Origin of the sequence: Rhizobacter sp. LjRoot28 (genome assembly GCF_964253025.1) — a bacterium.
GTDB lineage: Bacteria > Pseudomonadota > Gammaproteobacteria > Burkholderiales > Burkholderiaceae_C > Rhizobacter.
Map to the genome: position 1 here is coordinate 280035 of NZ_CAXUQC020000001.1, position 16820 is coordinate 296854.

Annotated in this window: 15 protein-coding genes; 9 read left to right on the forward strand and 6 right to left on the reverse strand. The window is 68.0% G+C overall.

Features of this window, described 5'->3' with window-relative positions:
• The first annotated feature begins 43 nt into the window (after nt 1–43).
• The 9 genes from ACSQ2F_RS01330 to ACSQ2F_RS01370 all read left to right on the forward strand — a co-directional run bounded on the left by ACSQ2F_RS01330 (nt 44) and on the right by ACSQ2F_RS01370 (nt 11546).
• Nucleotides 44–868 carry a cytochrome C assembly family protein gene (locus ACSQ2F_RS01330; RefSeq protein ID WP_436018992.1) on the forward strand — a complete coding sequence of 275 codons (825 nt, stop codon included), beginning with the start codon at nt 44–46 and terminating at the stop codon, nt 866–868.
• A gap of 15 nt (nt 869–883) precedes the next feature.
• Complete coding sequence (locus ACSQ2F_RS01335; RefSeq protein WP_436018994.1) at nt 884–1147, forward strand: PP0621 family protein; 264 nt, start codon at nt 884–886, stop codon at nt 1145–1147.
• 3 nt (nt 1148–1150) lie between these two features.
• The gene (locus ACSQ2F_RS01340) at nt 1151–3076 is read left to right on the forward strand and encodes a sensor histidine kinase (protein WP_436018996.1); all 1926 of its coding nucleotides are present in this window, start codon (nt 1151–1153) and stop codon (nt 3074–3076) included.
• 81 nt (nt 3077–3157) lie between these two features.
• Complete coding sequence (locus ACSQ2F_RS01345; protein ID WP_436018998.1) at nt 3158–4735, forward strand: sigma-54-dependent transcriptional regulator; 1578 nt, start codon at nt 3158–3160, stop codon at nt 4733–4735.
• Nucleotides 4736–4756: 21 nt separating this feature from the next.
• Nucleotides 4757–5344, forward strand: a complete 588-nt coding sequence (gene ampD / locus ACSQ2F_RS01350) for a 1,6-anhydro-N-acetylmuramyl-L-alanine amidase AmpD (RefSeq protein ID WP_436019000.1) — start codon at nt 4757–4759, stop codon at nt 5342–5344.
• Between the two features lie 676 nt (nt 5345–6020).
• Nucleotides 6021–8936, forward strand: a complete 2916-nt coding sequence (locus tag ACSQ2F_RS01355; RefSeq protein ID WP_436019002.1) for a ribonucleoside-diphosphate reductase subunit alpha — start codon at nt 6021–6023, stop codon at nt 8934–8936.
• 221 nt (nt 8937–9157) lie between these two features.
• On the forward strand, nt 9158–10345 hold the full coding sequence (locus tag ACSQ2F_RS01360; RefSeq protein WP_436019004.1) for a ribonucleotide-diphosphate reductase subunit beta: 1188 nt from the start codon (nt 9158–9160) through the stop codon (nt 10343–10345).
• 216 nt (nt 10346–10561) lie between these two features.
• Complete coding sequence (locus ACSQ2F_RS01365) at nt 10562–11167, forward strand: histone H1-like DNA-binding protein (RefSeq protein WP_436019006.1); 606 nt, start codon at nt 10562–10564, stop codon at nt 11165–11167.
• Nucleotides 11168–11216: 49 nt separating this feature from the next.
• Nucleotides 11217–11546 (forward strand): DUF167 domain-containing protein, encoded by a 330-nt coding sequence (locus ACSQ2F_RS01370; RefSeq protein WP_436019008.1) that lies wholly within the window; start codon nt 11217–11219, stop codon nt 11544–11546.
• A gap of 15 nt (nt 11547–11561) precedes the next feature.
• On the opposite strand, the gene ACSQ2F_RS01375 is transcribed toward ACSQ2F_RS01370, so the two are convergent.
• The 6 genes from ACSQ2F_RS01375 to aroQ form a co-directional block, all read right to left on the reverse strand.
• Nucleotides 11562–12455, reverse strand: coding sequence for a carbohydrate kinase family protein (locus ACSQ2F_RS01375; protein WP_436019010.1), 894 nt, complete (start codon nt 12453–12455; stop codon nt 11562–11564).
• Between the two features lie 44 nt (nt 12456–12499).
• Entirely contained in the window at nt 12500–13498 is a 999-nt protein-coding gene (locus tag ACSQ2F_RS01380) for a zinc-ribbon and DUF3426 domain-containing protein (protein ID WP_436019012.1), read from the reverse strand.
• 22 nt (nt 13499–13520) lie between these two features.
• The gene (prmA, locus tag ACSQ2F_RS01385; RefSeq protein WP_436019014.1) at nt 13521–14426 is read right to left on the reverse strand and encodes a 50S ribosomal protein L11 methyltransferase; all 906 of its coding nucleotides are present in this window, start codon (nt 14424–14426) and stop codon (nt 13521–13523) included.
• 4 nt (nt 14427–14430) lie between these two features.
• Complete coding sequence (gene accC, locus ACSQ2F_RS01390) at nt 14431–15780, reverse strand: acetyl-CoA carboxylase biotin carboxylase subunit (RefSeq protein ID WP_436019016.1); 1350 nt, start codon at nt 15778–15780, stop codon at nt 14431–14433.
• A gap of 8 nt (nt 15781–15788) precedes the next feature.
• Nucleotides 15789–16256: an acetyl-CoA carboxylase biotin carboxyl carrier protein gene (gene accB / locus ACSQ2F_RS01395; RefSeq protein WP_436019018.1), complete on the reverse strand. Its 468-nt coding sequence runs from the start codon at nt 16254–16256 to the stop codon at nt 15789–15791.
• Between the two features lie 83 nt (nt 16257–16339).
• The gene (gene aroQ / locus ACSQ2F_RS01400; RefSeq protein ID WP_436019020.1) at nt 16340–16789 is read right to left on the reverse strand and encodes a type II 3-dehydroquinate dehydratase; all 450 of its coding nucleotides are present in this window, start codon (nt 16787–16789) and stop codon (nt 16340–16342) included.
• Between the last annotated feature and the right edge of the window lie 31 nt (nt 16790–16820).

Consider the following 16820-nt stretch of genomic DNA (forward strand, 5'->3'; position numbering starts at 1 on the left):
GGGCACGCGAAAGTACACTGTGGCCATGATTTTATCGTCGGGCATGACACCGTCACTTTCGCACCCTGCCACGCTGGCCCTGTGGGTACCGAGCCTGGTCGCGCTGCTGGCCTATGCGGGCGCCGCCTTCCTGCCCGACCGCGGCACCGATGGGCCCCGTCGCGCCCTGCTGCTGGGATGGGCCTGCCACTTCGTCGCCATCGTCGCGGACATGGCCGGCATCGGCACCGGCATCCCCGGTGCACGCTTCGGTTTCGCGCCGGCGCTGTCGGCCACGCTCTGGCTCGTGCTGGCAGTCTATGTGCTGGAAAGCCGCTGGACGCCGCTGGCCGGCGTACGTCGCACCCTGGCCCTGCTGGGCGCCATCGCGGTGGCGCTGGCCGCCGTCTTTCCCGGCGAATTCCGCCCGCAGCTCGGTTCCCCCTGGGCGCCGGTGCACTGGGCCCTGGGCATCGCCTCCTACGGCCTGTTCGGCGCAGCCGTGCTGCACGGCGTGATGCTCGACATGGCCGAACGCCGCATGCGGCTCAAGCTGCAGGCGGCCATGGATTCACCGATCGGCATGCCGCTGCTGCGGCTCGAGCGCCTCACCTTCCAGTTCGTCGGCGCCGGCTTCGCGCTGCTGTCGGCCACCCTGATCCTCGGCTGGTGGCATGCCAACCCTTGGCGTTGGGACCACAAGGCCGTGCTGTCCGTGCTCGGATGGCTGGTCTTCGCGGGGCTGCTCATCGGTCGGCAGAAGCTCGGCTGGCGCGGGCGCCGCGCGCTGCGCTGGCTCTATGCCGGGGCGGCGTTGCTGCTGCTGTCCTACGTCGGCTCGCGCTTCATGCTCGAAGTGGTGCTGCAGCGCACCTCCGTGGTCACCTGAAGGCGCAGCGACACCATGGTGAAGTACCTCGTCCTCGTGCTGCTGATCGCGGCGCTGATCTGGTGGGCCCGGGCCGGCCGACGCTCCGGCGGCGCGGGTCCCGGCTCGTCCGCCGCCAAACCGCCACGCGGCAGCGACGCGCCGGTGATGGTCGAATGCGCCCACTGCGGCATTCACCTGCCGCGCACCGAGTCGCTTCCGGGGCCGGGGGGCGCCTTCTGTTGCGAAGCGCATCGCGCGGCTGGCGCCAAGGTGCCCGCCGACGGATCGGGCGACTGACCGATGAGCGACGGCACACCGAACTCCGGCGAGCGTCCCCCGCGCGTCGAGCGGCGCAAGACGCCGCGGCGTCCCAAGGCCAAGGTGGAGTCCTGGTTCGGCGCCCTGGGCGTCACCGGCGACACCAGCATTCCGGAAGACAGCTGGACCGACGCCGCCGAGTCCCGTCACGACGGCGACTGGCAGGCCGTGGGAGCGGCCGAGACCGAGTCGCGCTTCCTCACGCGGCAGGCGCGCCGCATCGTCGGCACCGGGCAGTCGGCCTTCCAGCGCATCTACATGGCGTTCATCAGCGCACGGGCCACGCTCGGCGTCGCGCTGGTGGTGTCGCTGCTGCTGAGCACGGCCTTCGGTACCCGTCCGCCGCTCGAGGTCTCGGTGATCAGCATCGGGTATGCGGCCCTGGCGTTCAGCATGTGGCTGTTCCCCCGGGTGCGGCCGGACGTCAAGCCGAGCACCCTGGCCAAGCTGCGCAGCCCGCAGTGGGTGGCCACGATCGGCACCGACATCGTGTGCTTCGTCGGCCTGCATGCGATGTCGCCCGTCGCCAATCTGAACTACGCGGCATTGCTGGTGCTGCCGGTGCTGATGGCCGGCGTGCTCACGCCGCGCCTGATGGCCATGGCCACCGCGTCGGCGATCACCCTGGCCTTGCTGGCGCTGGCCGGCCTCGGCACCATCAAGGGCGGCGACATGACGTTGCTCGTGACGCAGGCCGGTCTCGCGGGCGCCGGCTTCTTCGTCATCGCCATCCTCGCCGGCGAGATGGCCGGGCGCCTGGCGCGCGAGGAGCTCACCGCCCGCGGCAGCCTGGAGCTTGCCCGCCAGCAGGCGCTGCTCAACCGCCTGGTCATCGAGGAGATGACCGAAGGCGTGTTGGTGGTCGACCGCCGCGGCCGCGTGCGCGCCGCCAACCCGGCAGCGCGCGGGCTGCTCGTCACCGAAGGGCTGTCGAGCGAGGCGCCGTTCCGGCTGTGGGGCGTGGACGCGTGGTCGGCGCTGGTGAAGTCGGTGGAGCGGGCCTTCGCCGACGGCCGCTGGCCCGAGGGCGGCCGCGACGTGGTGCTCACCTTCGACAGCGGCGCCACCCGCACGCTGCGCCTGCGCGTGCGCTTCACCCGTCGCCGCGACACCAACGCCACCGAGGAGCTGTGCGTGCTCTTCATCGAGGACGTGCGCGCCGTGCAGGCCCGCACCCGCCAGGAGAAGCTGGCCGCGATGGGCCGCGTGTCGGCCGGCATCGCCCATGAGATCCGCAATCCCCTGGCCGCCATCTCGCAGGCCAACGGCCTCATGGCCGAGGACGCCACCACGGCCAGCCAGCGCCAGCTCACCCGCATGGTGAGCGACAACGTCGAGCGCCTCAAGCGCATCGTCGACGATGTCATGGAGGTCGCCCCGGGCGCCGCGCGCGAGGCCGCGGTCATCGACGTGACGGCCTTCCTGGCGTCGGTCTGCAGTGAATGGGCGCGCACCGTGGAGCTGCCCCTGGGCGACCAGAGCGTGCTGCGCGTGGAGCTGCCGCACGAGCCGGTCGGCGTGTCATTCGACCCGGAGCACCTGCGCCGCGTGCTCATCAACCTGCTCGACAACGCCCGCCGGCATGCCAGCAGCGTGCCGGGCGCCGTGCAGGTGCGGCTGGGGGTGCGCGACGACGAGCGGGCGGTGATCAGCGTGCTCAGCGACGGTCCGCCCATCCCGCCAGATGTGGAGCGTTACCTGTTCGAGCCCTTCTTTTCCACCCGCAGCCGCGGCACGGGCCTGGGCCTGTATATTTGCCGCGAACTGTGCGAGCGCTATGGCGCCCGCATCGATTACCGCATCCGTCCGCCCGCCGAGCCGAATCGCAATGAGTTCTTCGTGGCCATGCGAAGGGTGCCCCTGCCCGCGAACGGTGCCGTCGAGACCCGCTTGCACCTGACTTCATGACCCGTGCCGAACCCCTGATGGACGTCGCCTGCAACGCCACCGGTGCCGACCGCCCCGAGTCGCCTTCCAAGGACTGACCGAATGAGCTCCCCATCGCACTTCAGCCTCCTGGTCGTCGACGACGAACCCGACCTGCGCACGCTCTACGAGCTCACCCTGCTGCGCGAAGGCTACGACGTGGAGACCGCCGGCACCGTCGAAGACGCCTGGCTGCACCTGAAGGATCGCACCTACAGCGCGGTCATCACCGACATGCGCTTGCCCGACGGCACCGGTCTCGACCTGCTGCGCCGCCTCGAGGAATCGGGCCGCCGCGAAAAGGCGATCGTCATCACCGCCTACGGGTCGGCCGAGAACGCCGTCGAGGCGCTGAAGGCGGGCGCGTACGACTACCTCACCAAGCCGGTCGACCTGAAGCAGTTCCGCGCCGTGGTGGCTTCGGCCCTCGGGCGCGGCGCCGGCGCGCCGACCGTCGTGCCGGCCAACCTGCCGTCGGAACGCGGCGCTGGCGTGGCACCGGTGGAACGGCCCGAGCCGACCATCACCGCCCAGCTGGCGGCCGCGCCGGCCTCGGCGCCGGTCAGTCGCGCGCTGTCGCGCATGGCCGGGCAGTCATCGGCCATCGATCAGGTCCGGCAACTGGTCGAGAAGGTCGCCCGCAGCATGGCACCGGTGCTGATCCAGGGCGAGTCGGGCACCGGCAAGGAACTCGTCGCGCGTGCCATCCACGAGGTCAGTCCACGGGCCGAGCAGGCCTTCATCGCCGTCAACTGCAGCGCCATTCCCGAGCACCTCCTCGAAGCCGAGTTCTTCGGGTACCGCAAGGGCGCCTTCACCGGCGCCGCCGACGACCGCGAGGGCTTCTTCCAGGCCGCCGATGGTGGCACCCTGTTCCTCGACGAGATCGGCGAGCTGCCCCTGGCCATGCAGAGCAAGCTGCTGCGCGCCATCCAGGAGCGTTCGGTGCGACCGGTCGGTGCCGTCACCGAGCTGCCGGTGAACGTGCGCCTCGTGAGCGCCACGCACAAGGACCTCAATGCGGAGGTCAACGCGGGCAACTTCCGCCAGGACTTGTACTACCGGCTCAACGTGATCCAGATCCGGGTGCCCGCGCTGCGCGAACGGCTCGAGGACCTGCCGGCGATCTGCGAACGGGTGCTCGACCGCATCGCTCGCGATGCCGGCGTGTCGCCCGCGCCGCGCGTGTCCCGCGAAGGCCTGCTGCACCTCAGCCGCTACAGTTTTCCGGGCAACGTGCGTGAACTCGAGAACCTCCTTCACCGCGCCGTCGCGTTGACGGGTGCCGAGACCATCGGCGTCGCCGACCTGGGCGTGCCCGAACTGGCGCTCGGCAAGAACGAAGCCGATGCGCGTGCGGCACCGCATCCGGAGCCGCTGCACGAGGCGCGCGCGCCCATCGCGCCGCTCGCACCGCCGCCGGCCCCGCCCCCGTTGCCCACCAACCTGGCCGCCTACCTCGACGAGGTCGAGCGCGATGTGCTCGACCGCGCGCTGGAGCGCTACCGCTACAACCGCACTGCGGCCGGCGCGAGCCTCGGCCTGTCGCTGCGCCAGATGCGGTACCGCATGGCACGCCTGGGCGTGCACGTGGGCGGTGAGCAGGATCCGGGCGAACCCGAGCGCAGCGACGAAGGCTGAGCCGCTTGTCGCGGCCGCACCATGACCCGCCTGCGCCTCGATGATTCCGGCTGGCTCGAGGGCGCGCGGCACTGCGTGTCGCCGAACTTCGGGCCGCGGCCAGCGCAGGCGGTGGTCGACCTGGCCGTCATCCACTCCATCAGCCTGCCCCCCGGCCAGTACGGTGGCGACGGCATCGAGCGGCTCTTCACCAACCGGCTCGACTGGGACGCCCACCCGTACTACGGCGAGATCCGCGGCATGGAGGTGTCTGCCCATTTCGTCATTCGGCGCACCGGCGAGATCGTGCAGTTCGTCTCGACCCGCGATCGCGCCTGGCACGCCGGACGGTCCTGCTGGCGGGGGCGCGAGAACTGCAACGACGACTCGGTGGGCATCGAACTCGAGGGCCTGGAAGGCGACACGTTCGAGCCGGCCCAGTACGACGCCCTGTCTGACCTGCTGATCGCGCTGGCGCCCCGGTTGCCCCTGCGCTGGATCGCGGGCCACGAGCATGTGGCGCCCGGACGCAAGATCGATCCGGGCCCCGGTTTCGACTGGCCTCGGCTGATGGCGCGGCTCGGTTGGCCCGATCGGTATTTTCCCGATCAGGTGCGTCCGCCCGCCTGAGCCGCACGAGGCGGCGGCGTGCCGACCCGCGTGCGCCGAAGCGCGCGGGCATGCGGCCTCGCGGCCCGAATCGCCCGCGAAGCCAGCAGGCGCGCGGCTTGCCGAATGCCGACACCGTGCACATCGGCGATGTGCGGCGATGCGGCTTTGCAGCATCGGTCAGGCATCACGAAAGTCCCTCGTCGCCTGTTTGTCTTCCGCACAGCGGTACGCTAGCGGTAGTGGCTTGAACCCAGTCGAGCCCCCAGATATAGTGTCCTCGTGTTATCCTTCGCTCCCTGGAAAACGCCGCTCCATGCACCCACCCGCAGTTCAGGTTCGCCATGGAATTCCGTGGCCCGGTTCAAGTGATCCGGCGCAGGCCACGGTCGTTTTCCCGGGCAGCAACGCTGCCATTCGTGTCTCCAAGTGCGGGCCTCCAAGCCGCCCCTTCTCGCTCCACGTCTTATCGCTCCACGTTCGCTCCACGTTCATTTCGTCCTCGTCAGATTTCCGTTCCGTTCCAACCCCTTCTTCGCACTCCGACGAGTCCCGCTCCGTCCGCCACGTCCCATCGGCCGCTGCCCCGGCATCGGCCGTGCCGCGCTTTTGCCCGCATCGGGCGTGACCCTGAAGGCGCTCGCGCCGCACGCCGGCACGTCGCCTGTCCGCGTTGACATTGACAAGAGGTAAATCCATGCAAACCGTCACATCCTCCACTGCTCCATCCGCCGCAGCCGCAGTGCGTCCCGCCGAGTCCTCGGCGTCGGCCGCTTCGGCCTACCAGGGCTACCAGATCATTCGCCGCAATGGCGCGGTGGTCTCGTTCGAGCCCAGCAAGATCGCGGTTGCGCTGATGAAAGCCTTCCTGGCGGTGCATGGCACGCAGGGCGCGGCGTCGGCCAGCGTGCGGGAGACGGTCGACGGCCTGACGGAAGCCGTGGTGCGCGCGCTGCTGCGCTCGCGGCCGAGCGGCGGCACGTTCCACATCGAGGACGTGCAGGACCACGTCGAGCTCGGCCTGATGCGCGGCGGCCACCATGAGGTCGCGCGCGCCTACGTGCTGTATCGCGAGCGCCGTGCCCAGGAACGTGCCAAGCAGGGCATTCCCGACAAGGCCCCGGAGCCGGCGTTGATGGTCACGGACCGCGGCGTGCGCGTGCCGCTCGACCTGGGCCGCCTGCAGACCGTCATCGAGTCCGCCTGCGCGAACCTCGGCGCCGACGTGAAGCCCGACCCCATCCTGGCCGAGACCAAGCGCAACCTGTACGACGGCGTGCCGATCGAGGAAGTGCACAAGGCCGCCATCCTGGCCGCCCGCACGCTGATCGAGAAGGATCCCGGCTACACCCGCGCCACCGCCCGCCTGCTGCTGCACACCATCCGCAAGGAAATCCTCGGCGAGGAGCTGCTGCACTCGGAGATGCACACCCGCTACGCCGAGTACTTCCCCACCTTCATCAAGAAGGGCATCAAGGCCGAACTGCTCGACGAGAAGCTCGCCCAGTACGACCTGGCCAAGCTGGGCGCCGCCCTCAAGGCCGACCGGGACCTGCAGTTCGACTACCTCGGCCTGCAGACCCTGTACGACCGCTACTTCCTGCACATCGAGGACGAGCGCATCGAGCTGCCCCAGGCGTTCTACATGCGCGTCGCCATGGGCCTGGCGCTGAACGAGATCGACCGGGAAGCCCGCGCCATCGAGTTCTATGAAGTGCTGTCGACCTTCGACTTCATGAGCTCCACCCCGACGCTGTTCAACTCGGGCACCCGTCGCTCGCAGCTGTCGAGCTGCTACCTCACGACCGTCTCGGACGACCTGGACGGCATCTACGAGGCGCTGAAGGAGAACGCGCTGCTCTCGAAGTTCGCCGGCGGCCTGGGCAACGACTGGACCAACGTGCGAGCCCTGGGCTCGCACATCAAGGGCACGAACGGCAAGAGCCAGGGCGTGGTGCCGTTCCTGAAGGTGGTGAACGACACCGCCGTCGCGGTGAACCAGGGCGGCAAGCGCAAGGGCGCCGTCTGCGCCTACCTGGAAAGCTGGCACCTCGACATCGAGGAGTTCCTGGAGCTGCGCAAGAACACCGGCGACGACCGCCGCCGCACCCACGACATGAACACGGCGAACTGGATTCCCGACCTGTTCATGCGCCGCGTGATGGAAAACGGCGAGTGGACGCTCTTCTCGCCGAGCACCTGCCCCGACCTGCACGACAAGTTCGGTCGCGAGTTCGAGGAGGCCTACGTCGCCTACGAGGAGAAGGTCGCCCGCGGCGAGATCAAGCTCTTCAAGAAGATGCGCGCCACCGACCTGTGGCGCAAGATGCTCTCGATGCTGTTCGAGACCGGCCACCCCTGGATCACCTTCAAGGACGCCTGCAACGTGCGCTCGCCGCAGCAGCACGTCGGCGTGGTGCACTCGAGCAACCTCTGCACCGAGATCACGCTCAACACCAGTGAGTCGGAGATCGCCGTCTGCAACCTCGGCTCGGTGAACCTGGTTCACCACGTCAAGGATGGCCAGATCGATCACGCCAAGCTCAAGAAGACCGTCGCCACCGCCATGCGGATGCTCGACAACGTCATCGACATCAACTACTACGCCGTCAAGAAGGCCCGCGACTCCAACCTGCGCCACCGTCCGGTCGGCCTCGGCATCATGGGCTTCCAGGATGCGCTGCATGAACTGCGCGTGCCGTACGCCTCCGACGCGGCGGTGGAGTTCGCCGACCGGTCCATGGAAGCTGTCTGCTACTACGCCTACTGGGCGTCGACCGAACTCGCCGAAGAGCGCGGCCGCTACTCCAGCTACCGCGGCTCCCTCTGGGACCGTGGCATCCTGCCGATCGACTCCCTGAAGCTGCTCGCCGAAGCGCGCGGCGGCTATGTGGAAGTCGACCGCAGCGTCTCGCTCGACTGGGATGCGCTCCGTGCCCGCATCGGCCAGCACGGCATGCGCAACTCCAACTCGGTGGCCATCGCCCCGACGGCGACCATCTCGAACATCATCGGCGTCAGCGCCTCCATCGAGCCGTCGTTCGGCAACCTGTCGGTGAAGTCCAACCTGTCCGGCGAGTTCACGGTGGTGAACGAGTACCTGGTGCGCGACCTGAAGAAGCTCGGCCTCTGGGACGACGTGATGGTCATGGACCTCAAGCACTTCGACGGTTCGCTGCGCCGCATCGACCGCGTGCCTGACGACCTGAAGGCGCTGTACGCCACCGCCTTCGAGATCGAGACGCAGTGGCTCGTCGAGGCTGCGGCCCGTCGGCAGAAGTGGATCGACCAGGGCCAGTCGCTGAACATCTACATGGCCGGCGCCTCGGGCAAGAAGCTCGACGAGACCTACAAGCTCGCCTGGCTGCGCGGCCTCAAGACCACGTACTACCTCCGCACGGTGGGCGCCACGCATGCCGAGAAGTCGACGGTGAAGGCCGGCCAGATGAACTCGGTGTCGAGCGGCATGGACGGCGGCGTGTCGATGGTGGCGCCGGCCGCGCAAGCCGTGCCGGTGGTGGCTGCCGCCGTCGCGGTCGCACCGCAGATCGAGGCCGCGACGGACATCAAGTTCTGCGCGATCGACGACCCGGGTTGCGAAGCCTGCCAATGATCTCGTGCGTGTGAATCACGCGCGTCGCAGCCGGTGAATCGCCATGCGCACACTCGGCTGCTTCAAGCGTGATTCGGCATCTCGCACGACATCGAAATCACACGCGTGAGTCGCATCGTTTTTCGATGCGACTCAGCAACAGCGAAGTGGCTGCGATGTCAATAAGTGCTTGGTGTTCGAACGCAACACTCTCATAATTCAAACGTACGGGAATTTTCAATATGCTGGTTTGGGAAGACGACCTTAAACCCTCGATGACTCCGCAGGGCCACCTCGCGCCGAGCAACTCGGCTCCAGCGCGCGACGAGTCGTCGACCGAGTTCGGCGCCGCGCCGTCCTCCGCGTCCGCCTCCGCATCGCCTGTCACTTCAAGCGTCGCACCGGTCGCCACGGCGCGCGTCAATGCCGCCGACAAGCGCATCATCAACGGCAAGACCGACGTCAACCAGCTGGTGCCGTTCAAGTACAAGTGGGCCTGGGAGAAGTACCTCGCCACCTGTGCGAACCACTGGATGCCGCAAGAGGTCAACATGTCGCGCGACATCGCGCTGTGGAAAGACCCGAACGGCCTGACCGAAGACGAGCGCCGCATCATCAAGCGCAACCTCGGCTTCTTCGTCACCGCCGACTCTCTCGCGGCGAACAACATCGTGCTGGGCACCTACCGCCACATCACGGCGCCCGAGTGCCGCCAGTTCCTGCTGCGCCAGGCGTTCGAGGAAGCGATCCACACGCACGCCTACCAGTACATCGTCGAGTCCCTCGGTCTCGACGAGAGCGAGATCTTCAACGCGTACAACGAGGTCAAGTCCATCCGTGACAAGGACGAGTTCCTGATCCCGTTCATCAACGCGATCATGGATCCGAACTTCAACACCGGCACGCAGGCCAACGACCAGACGCTGCTCAAGTCGCTGATCGTCTTTGCCTGCCTGATGGAAGGCCTGTTCTTCTACGTCGGGTTCACCCAGATCCTCGCGTTGGGTCGCCAGAACAAGATGACGGGTGCTGCCGAGCAGTACCAGTACATCCTGCGCGACGAGTCGATGCACTGCAATTTCGGCATCGACCTCATCAACCAGTTGAAGCTCGAGAATCCGCACCTGTGGACGCCCGAGTTCAAGGCCGAGATCAAGGCGCTGTTCCTGCACGCCGTCGAACTGGAATACCGGTATGCCGAAGACACCATGCCGCGCGGCGTGCTGGGTCTGAACGCATCCATGTTCAAGGGATATCTGCGGTACATCGCCAACCGGCGTGCACAGCAAATCGGTTTGGAAGAGCTCTTCCCGAACGAGGAAAACCCGTTCCCGTGGATGAGCGAAATGATCGACCTGAAAAAGGAGCGCAATTTCTTCGAGACGCGTGTCATCGAGTATCAATCGGGTGGCGCGCTCTCCTGGGACTGACGCCCGCTGGCTGGAGCAAGCAGCAGGTCATGCAACAGATCAAGATTCGCGGATGAAGGGCTGACCGACGCAGAAGCGGCGGCCCGTTCCGCAACCCCATTCATCGCACCGGGGCGCCCCTCCTGGGCAGACCATCGGGTGATGAATAACTGGCTTGTCTCCACATCTCCGTGGGCACAAGACAGTGTTTTTTCAACTTGATCAAGGAGAAATGTAATGGCAACTGCAAAGAAGGCTCCGGCCAAGAAAGTCGCGGCGAAGAAGGCTGCACCGGCGAAGAAGGTCGCGGCCAAGAAGGCCGCTCCGGCGAAGAAGGCTGCGGCCAAGAAGGCGCCGGCGAAGAAGGCTGCACCGGCCAAGAAGGTCGCCGCCAAGAAGGCAGCGCCGGCCAAGAAGGTCGCCGCGAAGAAGGCAGCACCGGCCAAGAAGGCGGCTGCGAAGAAGGTCGTCGCCAAGAAGGCGGCACCGGCCAAGAAGGCTGCTGCGAAGAAGGCAGCACCGGCACGCAAGACGGCTGCCAAGAAGGCCGCTCCTGCGAAGAAGGCAGCACCGGCCAAGAAGGCCGCTGCCAAGAAGGCCCCTGCGAAGAAGGCTGCCCCTGCCAAGAAGGCTGCGCCCGCCAAGAAGGCTGCCGCGAAGCCTGCTGCCAAGCCGGCTGCGAAGAAGGCCGCTCCCAAGAAGGCCGCCCCGAAGAAGGCTGCTGCCAAGCCTGCCGCTGCTGCCGCCGCTCCGGCTGCTGCCAAGCCGGCCCCTGCGCCTGCTGCCAAGACTGCGCTGAGCCCGGCTGCCGCCTGGCCGTTCCCCACCGGCGCCAAGCCCTGAGGATCGAACGCATCTTGCGTACTGAACCCGGCTCCGGCCGGGTTTTTTCATGGTGACCCCGTCCGCTCCATCGTCTCGCGACTGGCCCTGCCTGCACGTCACGCGCAGCGGGACGGTGCTCGACCTCCATGTGGCGCCCAATGCCAAGCGCACGCAGTGCATGGGGCTGCACGGCGCGGCCTTGCGCATTCGCCTGGCGGCGCCGCCGGTCGACGGCGCGGCCAACGAGGCCTTGCAACGCTGGCTGGCGGATCAGCTGGGCGTCGCACGCCAGGCGGTGGGCCTGGTCCGCGGTGACAGCTCCCGGCTCAAGCAGGTGAGCCTGGCGCTGCCCGCCGAGCAGGTGGCCCAGTGGCTCGCGCGCGTCGTGCCGGACTGAGCGCCCGGCGGCCCGTCAGGCTTTCTCGACGGGGTGGTTCTGGCCGCCCCGGTGGGCGATCTTTGCCGCGCCGACACGGTTGCCCAGCGCCACGCAGTCGGCCAGCGGCCAGCCCCGTTCCAGGCCGAACAGCAGCGCGCCGCGGAAGGCATCGCCACAGCCCGTGGGGTCGACCACTTCGGCAGCCTTCACGCCGGGGATGTGCGTGCGCACGCCCTGTTCCCACAGTTCGCACCCTTCGGCGCCCAGCGTCACGATGACGCCCGCGAGGTGCGAGCGCGACAGCGATTCCAGCGTGTGGCCGGTGCGGTCGCAGAGCATCTTGGCCTCGTAGTCGTTCACGGCCACCCAGGTCGCCTGCTTCACGAAGGCCTTGAGTTCATCGCCGTTGAACATCGGGAGGCCCTGGCCCGGATCGAAGACGAAGGGGATGCCCGCCTCGGCCAGCTGCGCGGCGTGCTGGATCATGGCGTCGCGGCCGTCCGGCGCGATGATCGCCACCCGGATGTCGTCGCGCGTGGGCACGGCCGTCAGGTGGGCCTGCTGCATCGCGCCGGGGTGGAAGGCGGTGATCTGGTTGTTGTCGGTGTCGGTGATGATGATCGCCTGGGCCGTGTAGCTGTCGGCCTCGACGCGGATCAGGTCGGTGCTGGCGCCCCAGGCGCGAAAGCGAGCCAGGTAGTCCTGGGCGTCGGGGCCCACCGCGGCCATCACGAGGGGCTCGCCGCCCAGCTGCTTGAGCGTGTAGGCGATGTTGCCCGCGCAGCCCCCGAACTCGCGGCGCAGCGTCGGCACCAGGAAGGACACGTTGAGGATATGCAGCTGCTCCGGCAGGATCTGCTGGGCGAAGCGGCCCGGGAAGGTGGTGATCGTGTCGTAGGCGAGCGATCCGCAGATCAGGGCTGGCATGGGGGTGTCCTCGGTGATGGCGCGCAGCGGAGCGATGCGCAGGGTCAGGGGTAGAAGATCTCGACGGTATAGCCGGTCACGCGGGGCCCGTCGACCGTGAAGACGAGCTGCAGCGTCGACTCGGCGCCCGCCGCGATCTGCGGGTCGGCGCGGAAGTCGAGGGGTGACAGCACCCGCCGCGAGACCAGCTGACCGTCAGGATCGGTGAGGTTCAGTTCGACGGACGGCAGCGCGAGCGGCAGGCCGCTGCGGTTGCGCAGCACCACGGTGAGCCGGTAGGCCGCGCCGCCATTGGCCGGCGACAGCGAGCTGCTTTCGACGGCCACCGCGTCGATGTCGCGTGGCAGTCCGACGCTGCAGCCGAGCGGTTCGCAGGCGGCGATCAGCCAGGGGCGGCTACCCGGCCAACGGGTGGCGACGACATCGCGGAAGTGCAGGGCGAGCTGCCCCAGCAACGAAGCCAGGAGCAGCAGCGACACGAAGGACAGCGCGAGCCGCACGCGCGGACTCCGCCAGCGCGCCTTTCGCCGTGCCTCGCGCAGGAACTCGGGCGGCTGCTGGCCGGGTTGGCCCGTGCGCCGGCGAGGTGGGGCCGGTGTCTCGAGTTCGAGGGGAGGGCGCTCGATGGAGGGCGGCTCCACTTCGGCCAGCAGGGATTCGTTGAAGCTCGCGTCGGCGAAGTCCACGCGGTCCCGCTCGGCCACGGTCTGCGCCGGCGTCTGTTCGACGTCGTCCTGCTCGGGCTGGAAGAAGCGCGAGTGGATGCGGTCCTCGTCGCTCAGCTGGAAGACGTCGTCTTCCTCGGCGGGCGGCTCGACCGGGGCCTGGTAGGCCGAGGCGATGGTCGCGGCCGGCGGCTGGGGCGGTGCAGGCGGAGGCGTCCAGTCGGGCGGCGCATCACGCTCGAGGTCGAACAAGCCCTCGATGGCGTTGAAGACCTGGTCACAGCGGCCGCAGCGCACCCACCCTTCGGAAACCTTGAGCTGGTCCTGGACGACTCGGAAGACGGTACCGCAGGCGGTGCAACGGGTGGCCAGGCTCATGCCGAAATCATGCCACGCCGAATCACGCGTTCAGCCTGGCCGTCATCAGGATCCACCCGTCCTCGGCGTCGCTCACCTCGAGCGCGCACCAGGGCGCGTAGGCCTGTTTCAGCTCGTCGGCCTGACGCTCCAGGATGCCGGCCAGCACGAGGTGGCCGCCTGGGGCCACATGACCGCAGAGCAGTGGCGCCAGCAGCTTCAGCGGCGTGGCCAGGATGTTGGCCAGCACCAGCGGGTACTGCCCCTGCGCCGCATCCGGAAGACCGGCATTGAGGCTCACGCCGTTGGCCGCGGCGTTGTCACGGGTGGACTGCACGGCGGATTCGTCGATGTCGACCGCATCGATGCCGCGTGCGCCATGCAGCGCTGCGCCGATGGCGAGGATGCCGGAGCCGCAGCCATAGTCGAGCACGCGCTCCCACGCGTCCGGCGCCTGGGGCGCATGCCGGGCGATCCAGCGCAGGCACATGCGCGTGGTGGGGTGCGTGCCGGTGCCGAAGGCGAGGCCTGGGTCCAGGCGCATCACCTGGCGGGCCGCCGCCGGCGGCTCGTGCCAGGTCGGCACGATCCAGAACGCGGGCGTGATCTCCACCGGCGCGAACTGTGACTGGGTGAGGCGAACCCAGTCCTGCTCGACGACGGGTTGCATCGCCTGCAGCTTGATCTGGTCGCCCGCCCATTCCTGGGCGAGCAGCAAGGTGGCGGCCTCGGTGGCCTGCTCTTCGGTGTCGAAGAGCGCCTTGACGATCGAACGCTGCCAGCCCGCGCTCGGTGGCGGCATGCCGGGTTCGCCGAACAGGGCCCGCTCGGCGTCGCTGCCCGCGTCGGCGTCTTCCACCGACACGGAGAGCGCGCCGAGTTCGTCCATCAGCCCGTCGGACACGGGTTCGACCAACTCCTCGGGAACGACCAGCAGCAGTTCGATCATCGGCTCACCGCTTGTGCTGGCTCATCCAGCCTTCGAGGTAGTGGATGCTCGTGCCGCCTTCGACGAACTTGGCATCAACCATGAGCTCGCGGTGCAGCGGGATGTTGGTCTGGATGCCCTCGACGACCGTCTCGGACAGCGCGATGCGCATGCGTGCCACGGCCTGGTCACGGGTGTCTCCGTGGGTGATGATCTTGCCGATCATCGAGTCGTAGTTCGGCGGCACGAAGTAGTTCGTGTACGCATGCGAGTCGACCCGAACGCCAGGGCCGCCCGGTGCGTGCCAGGCGGTGATGCGGCCGGGCGAGGGCGTGAACTTGTATGCGTCCTCCGCGTTGATGCGGCACTCGATGGCGTGGCCGTGCATCTGGATCTGGCGCTGCGTGAACGGCAGCTTCTCGCCGGCGGCCACGCGGATCTGCATCTGCACGATGTCAATGCCGGTCACGAGTTCCGTCACCGGATGCTCCACCTGCACGCGGGTGTTCATCTCGATGAAGTAGAACTCGCCGTTCTCGTACAGGAACTCGAAGGTGCCGGCGCCACGGTAGCCGATGCGCTTGCAGGCGGCCGCACACCGGTCGCCGATCTTTTCGATCACGCGGCGGGGAATGCCGGGCGCAGGCGCTTCCTCGATGATCTTCTGGTGGCGGCGCTGCATGGAGCAGTCGCGTTCGCCCAGCCAGACCGCATTCTTGTGCTGGTCGGCCATCACCTGGATCTCGATGTGGCGCGGGTTCTCGAGGAACTTCTCCATGTAGACCGCGGCGTTGCCGAAGGCGGCACCCGCCTCGCTGCGCGTGGTCTGCACGGCGTGGATCAGGGCGGCCTCGGTGTGCACGACGCGCATGCCCCGTCCACCGCCACCACCGGCCGCCTTGATGATCACCGGGTAGCCGATTGCGCGGCCCTGGCGGATGATCTCCTTCGGATCGTCGGGCAGGGCGCCTTCCGAGCCGGGCACGCAGGGCACGCCGGCCTTGATCATGGTCTGCTTGGCCGACACCTTGTCGCCCATCAGGCGAATCGACTCGGGCGTCGGGCCGATGAAGGTGAAGCCGCTCTGCTCCACGCGCTCGGCGAAGTCGGCGTTCTCGGACAGGAAGCCGTAGCCCGGGTGAATGGCTTCGGCGTCGGTCACCTCGGCGGTCGAGATGATCGCCGGCATGTTGAGGTAGCTCTGCGCGGAGGCGGCCGGGCCGATGCAGACGGCTTCATCGGCCAGCTTGACGTACTTGGCGTCGCGGTCGGCCTCGGAGTACACCACCACCGACTTCACGCCCATCTCGCGGCAGGCGCGTTGAATGCGCAGCGCGATCTCGCCCCGGTTGGCGATGAGGATCTTCTTGAACATGAAGCGCCTTACTCGATGATGAACAAGGGCTGTCCGAACTCGACGGCCTGGCCGTTCTCGCACATCACCTTGGTGACGGTGCCCGACTTGTCGGCCTCGATCTCATTCATGATCTTCATGGCTTCGATGATGCAGACCGGCTGGCCTTCCTTGACCACCGTGCCTACCTCGACGAAGGGCTTCGCGCCCGGGCTGGCCGCGCCGTAGTAGGTGCCGACCATGGGCGACTTGATCGTGTGGCCGGTCGGCTCGGCGGGCGCTGCCGCGACCACCGGAGCGGCGACCGGTGCGGCGGGTGCCGCGACAGCCTGCTGCTGAGGCGCTGCCTGCTGGAAGGCGGGCGCTGCCGTCATGACGGCCGCATTGGGGTCCGTCTTCACGATGCGCACCTTCCCGTCCGCTTCGGTGATCTCGAGTTCGGAGATGTTCGACTCCGAGACGAGGTCGATCAGGGTCTTCAGTTTGCGCAGGTCCATGGGTTCTCCAACTGCTGTCGTTGTCGTGTGGGCCGTGACACGCGGTGGTGGTCACGCCCGGTTCTGGTGATTCGGTGGATCGGTCAGGCCTTGCGGCCGGCGAGCTCACGCTCGATGGCAACGGTGAGCGCGAGGCGATACCCCTGCGCGCCCAAACCGAGGATGACGCCCTCGGCCTGATCAGAGAAATAGGAGTGGTGCCGGAAAGGCTCGCGGCGGTGCACGTTCGACAGGTGCACTTCGATGAAGGGAATGGCGACGGCCGCGATGGCGTCGCGCAGCGCCACGCTGGTGTGCGTGTAGGCCGCCGGATTGATGACGATGAAGGTGGTGCCGTCGGTGCGCGCGGCCTGCACGCGGTCGACGAGGGCGCCTTCGTGGTTGCTCTGGAAGGTTCTCACTTCGACGCCGGCATCCGCCCCGAACTTCGTCAGATCATCGTTGATCTGCGCCAAAGTCAGCGACCCATAGACCCCGGGCTCGCGCGTGCCGAGCAGGTTGAGGTTGGGGCCGTGGACGACGAGAACTGCCATGTGGGAAACGGACCATCACCCGAACGGGTGG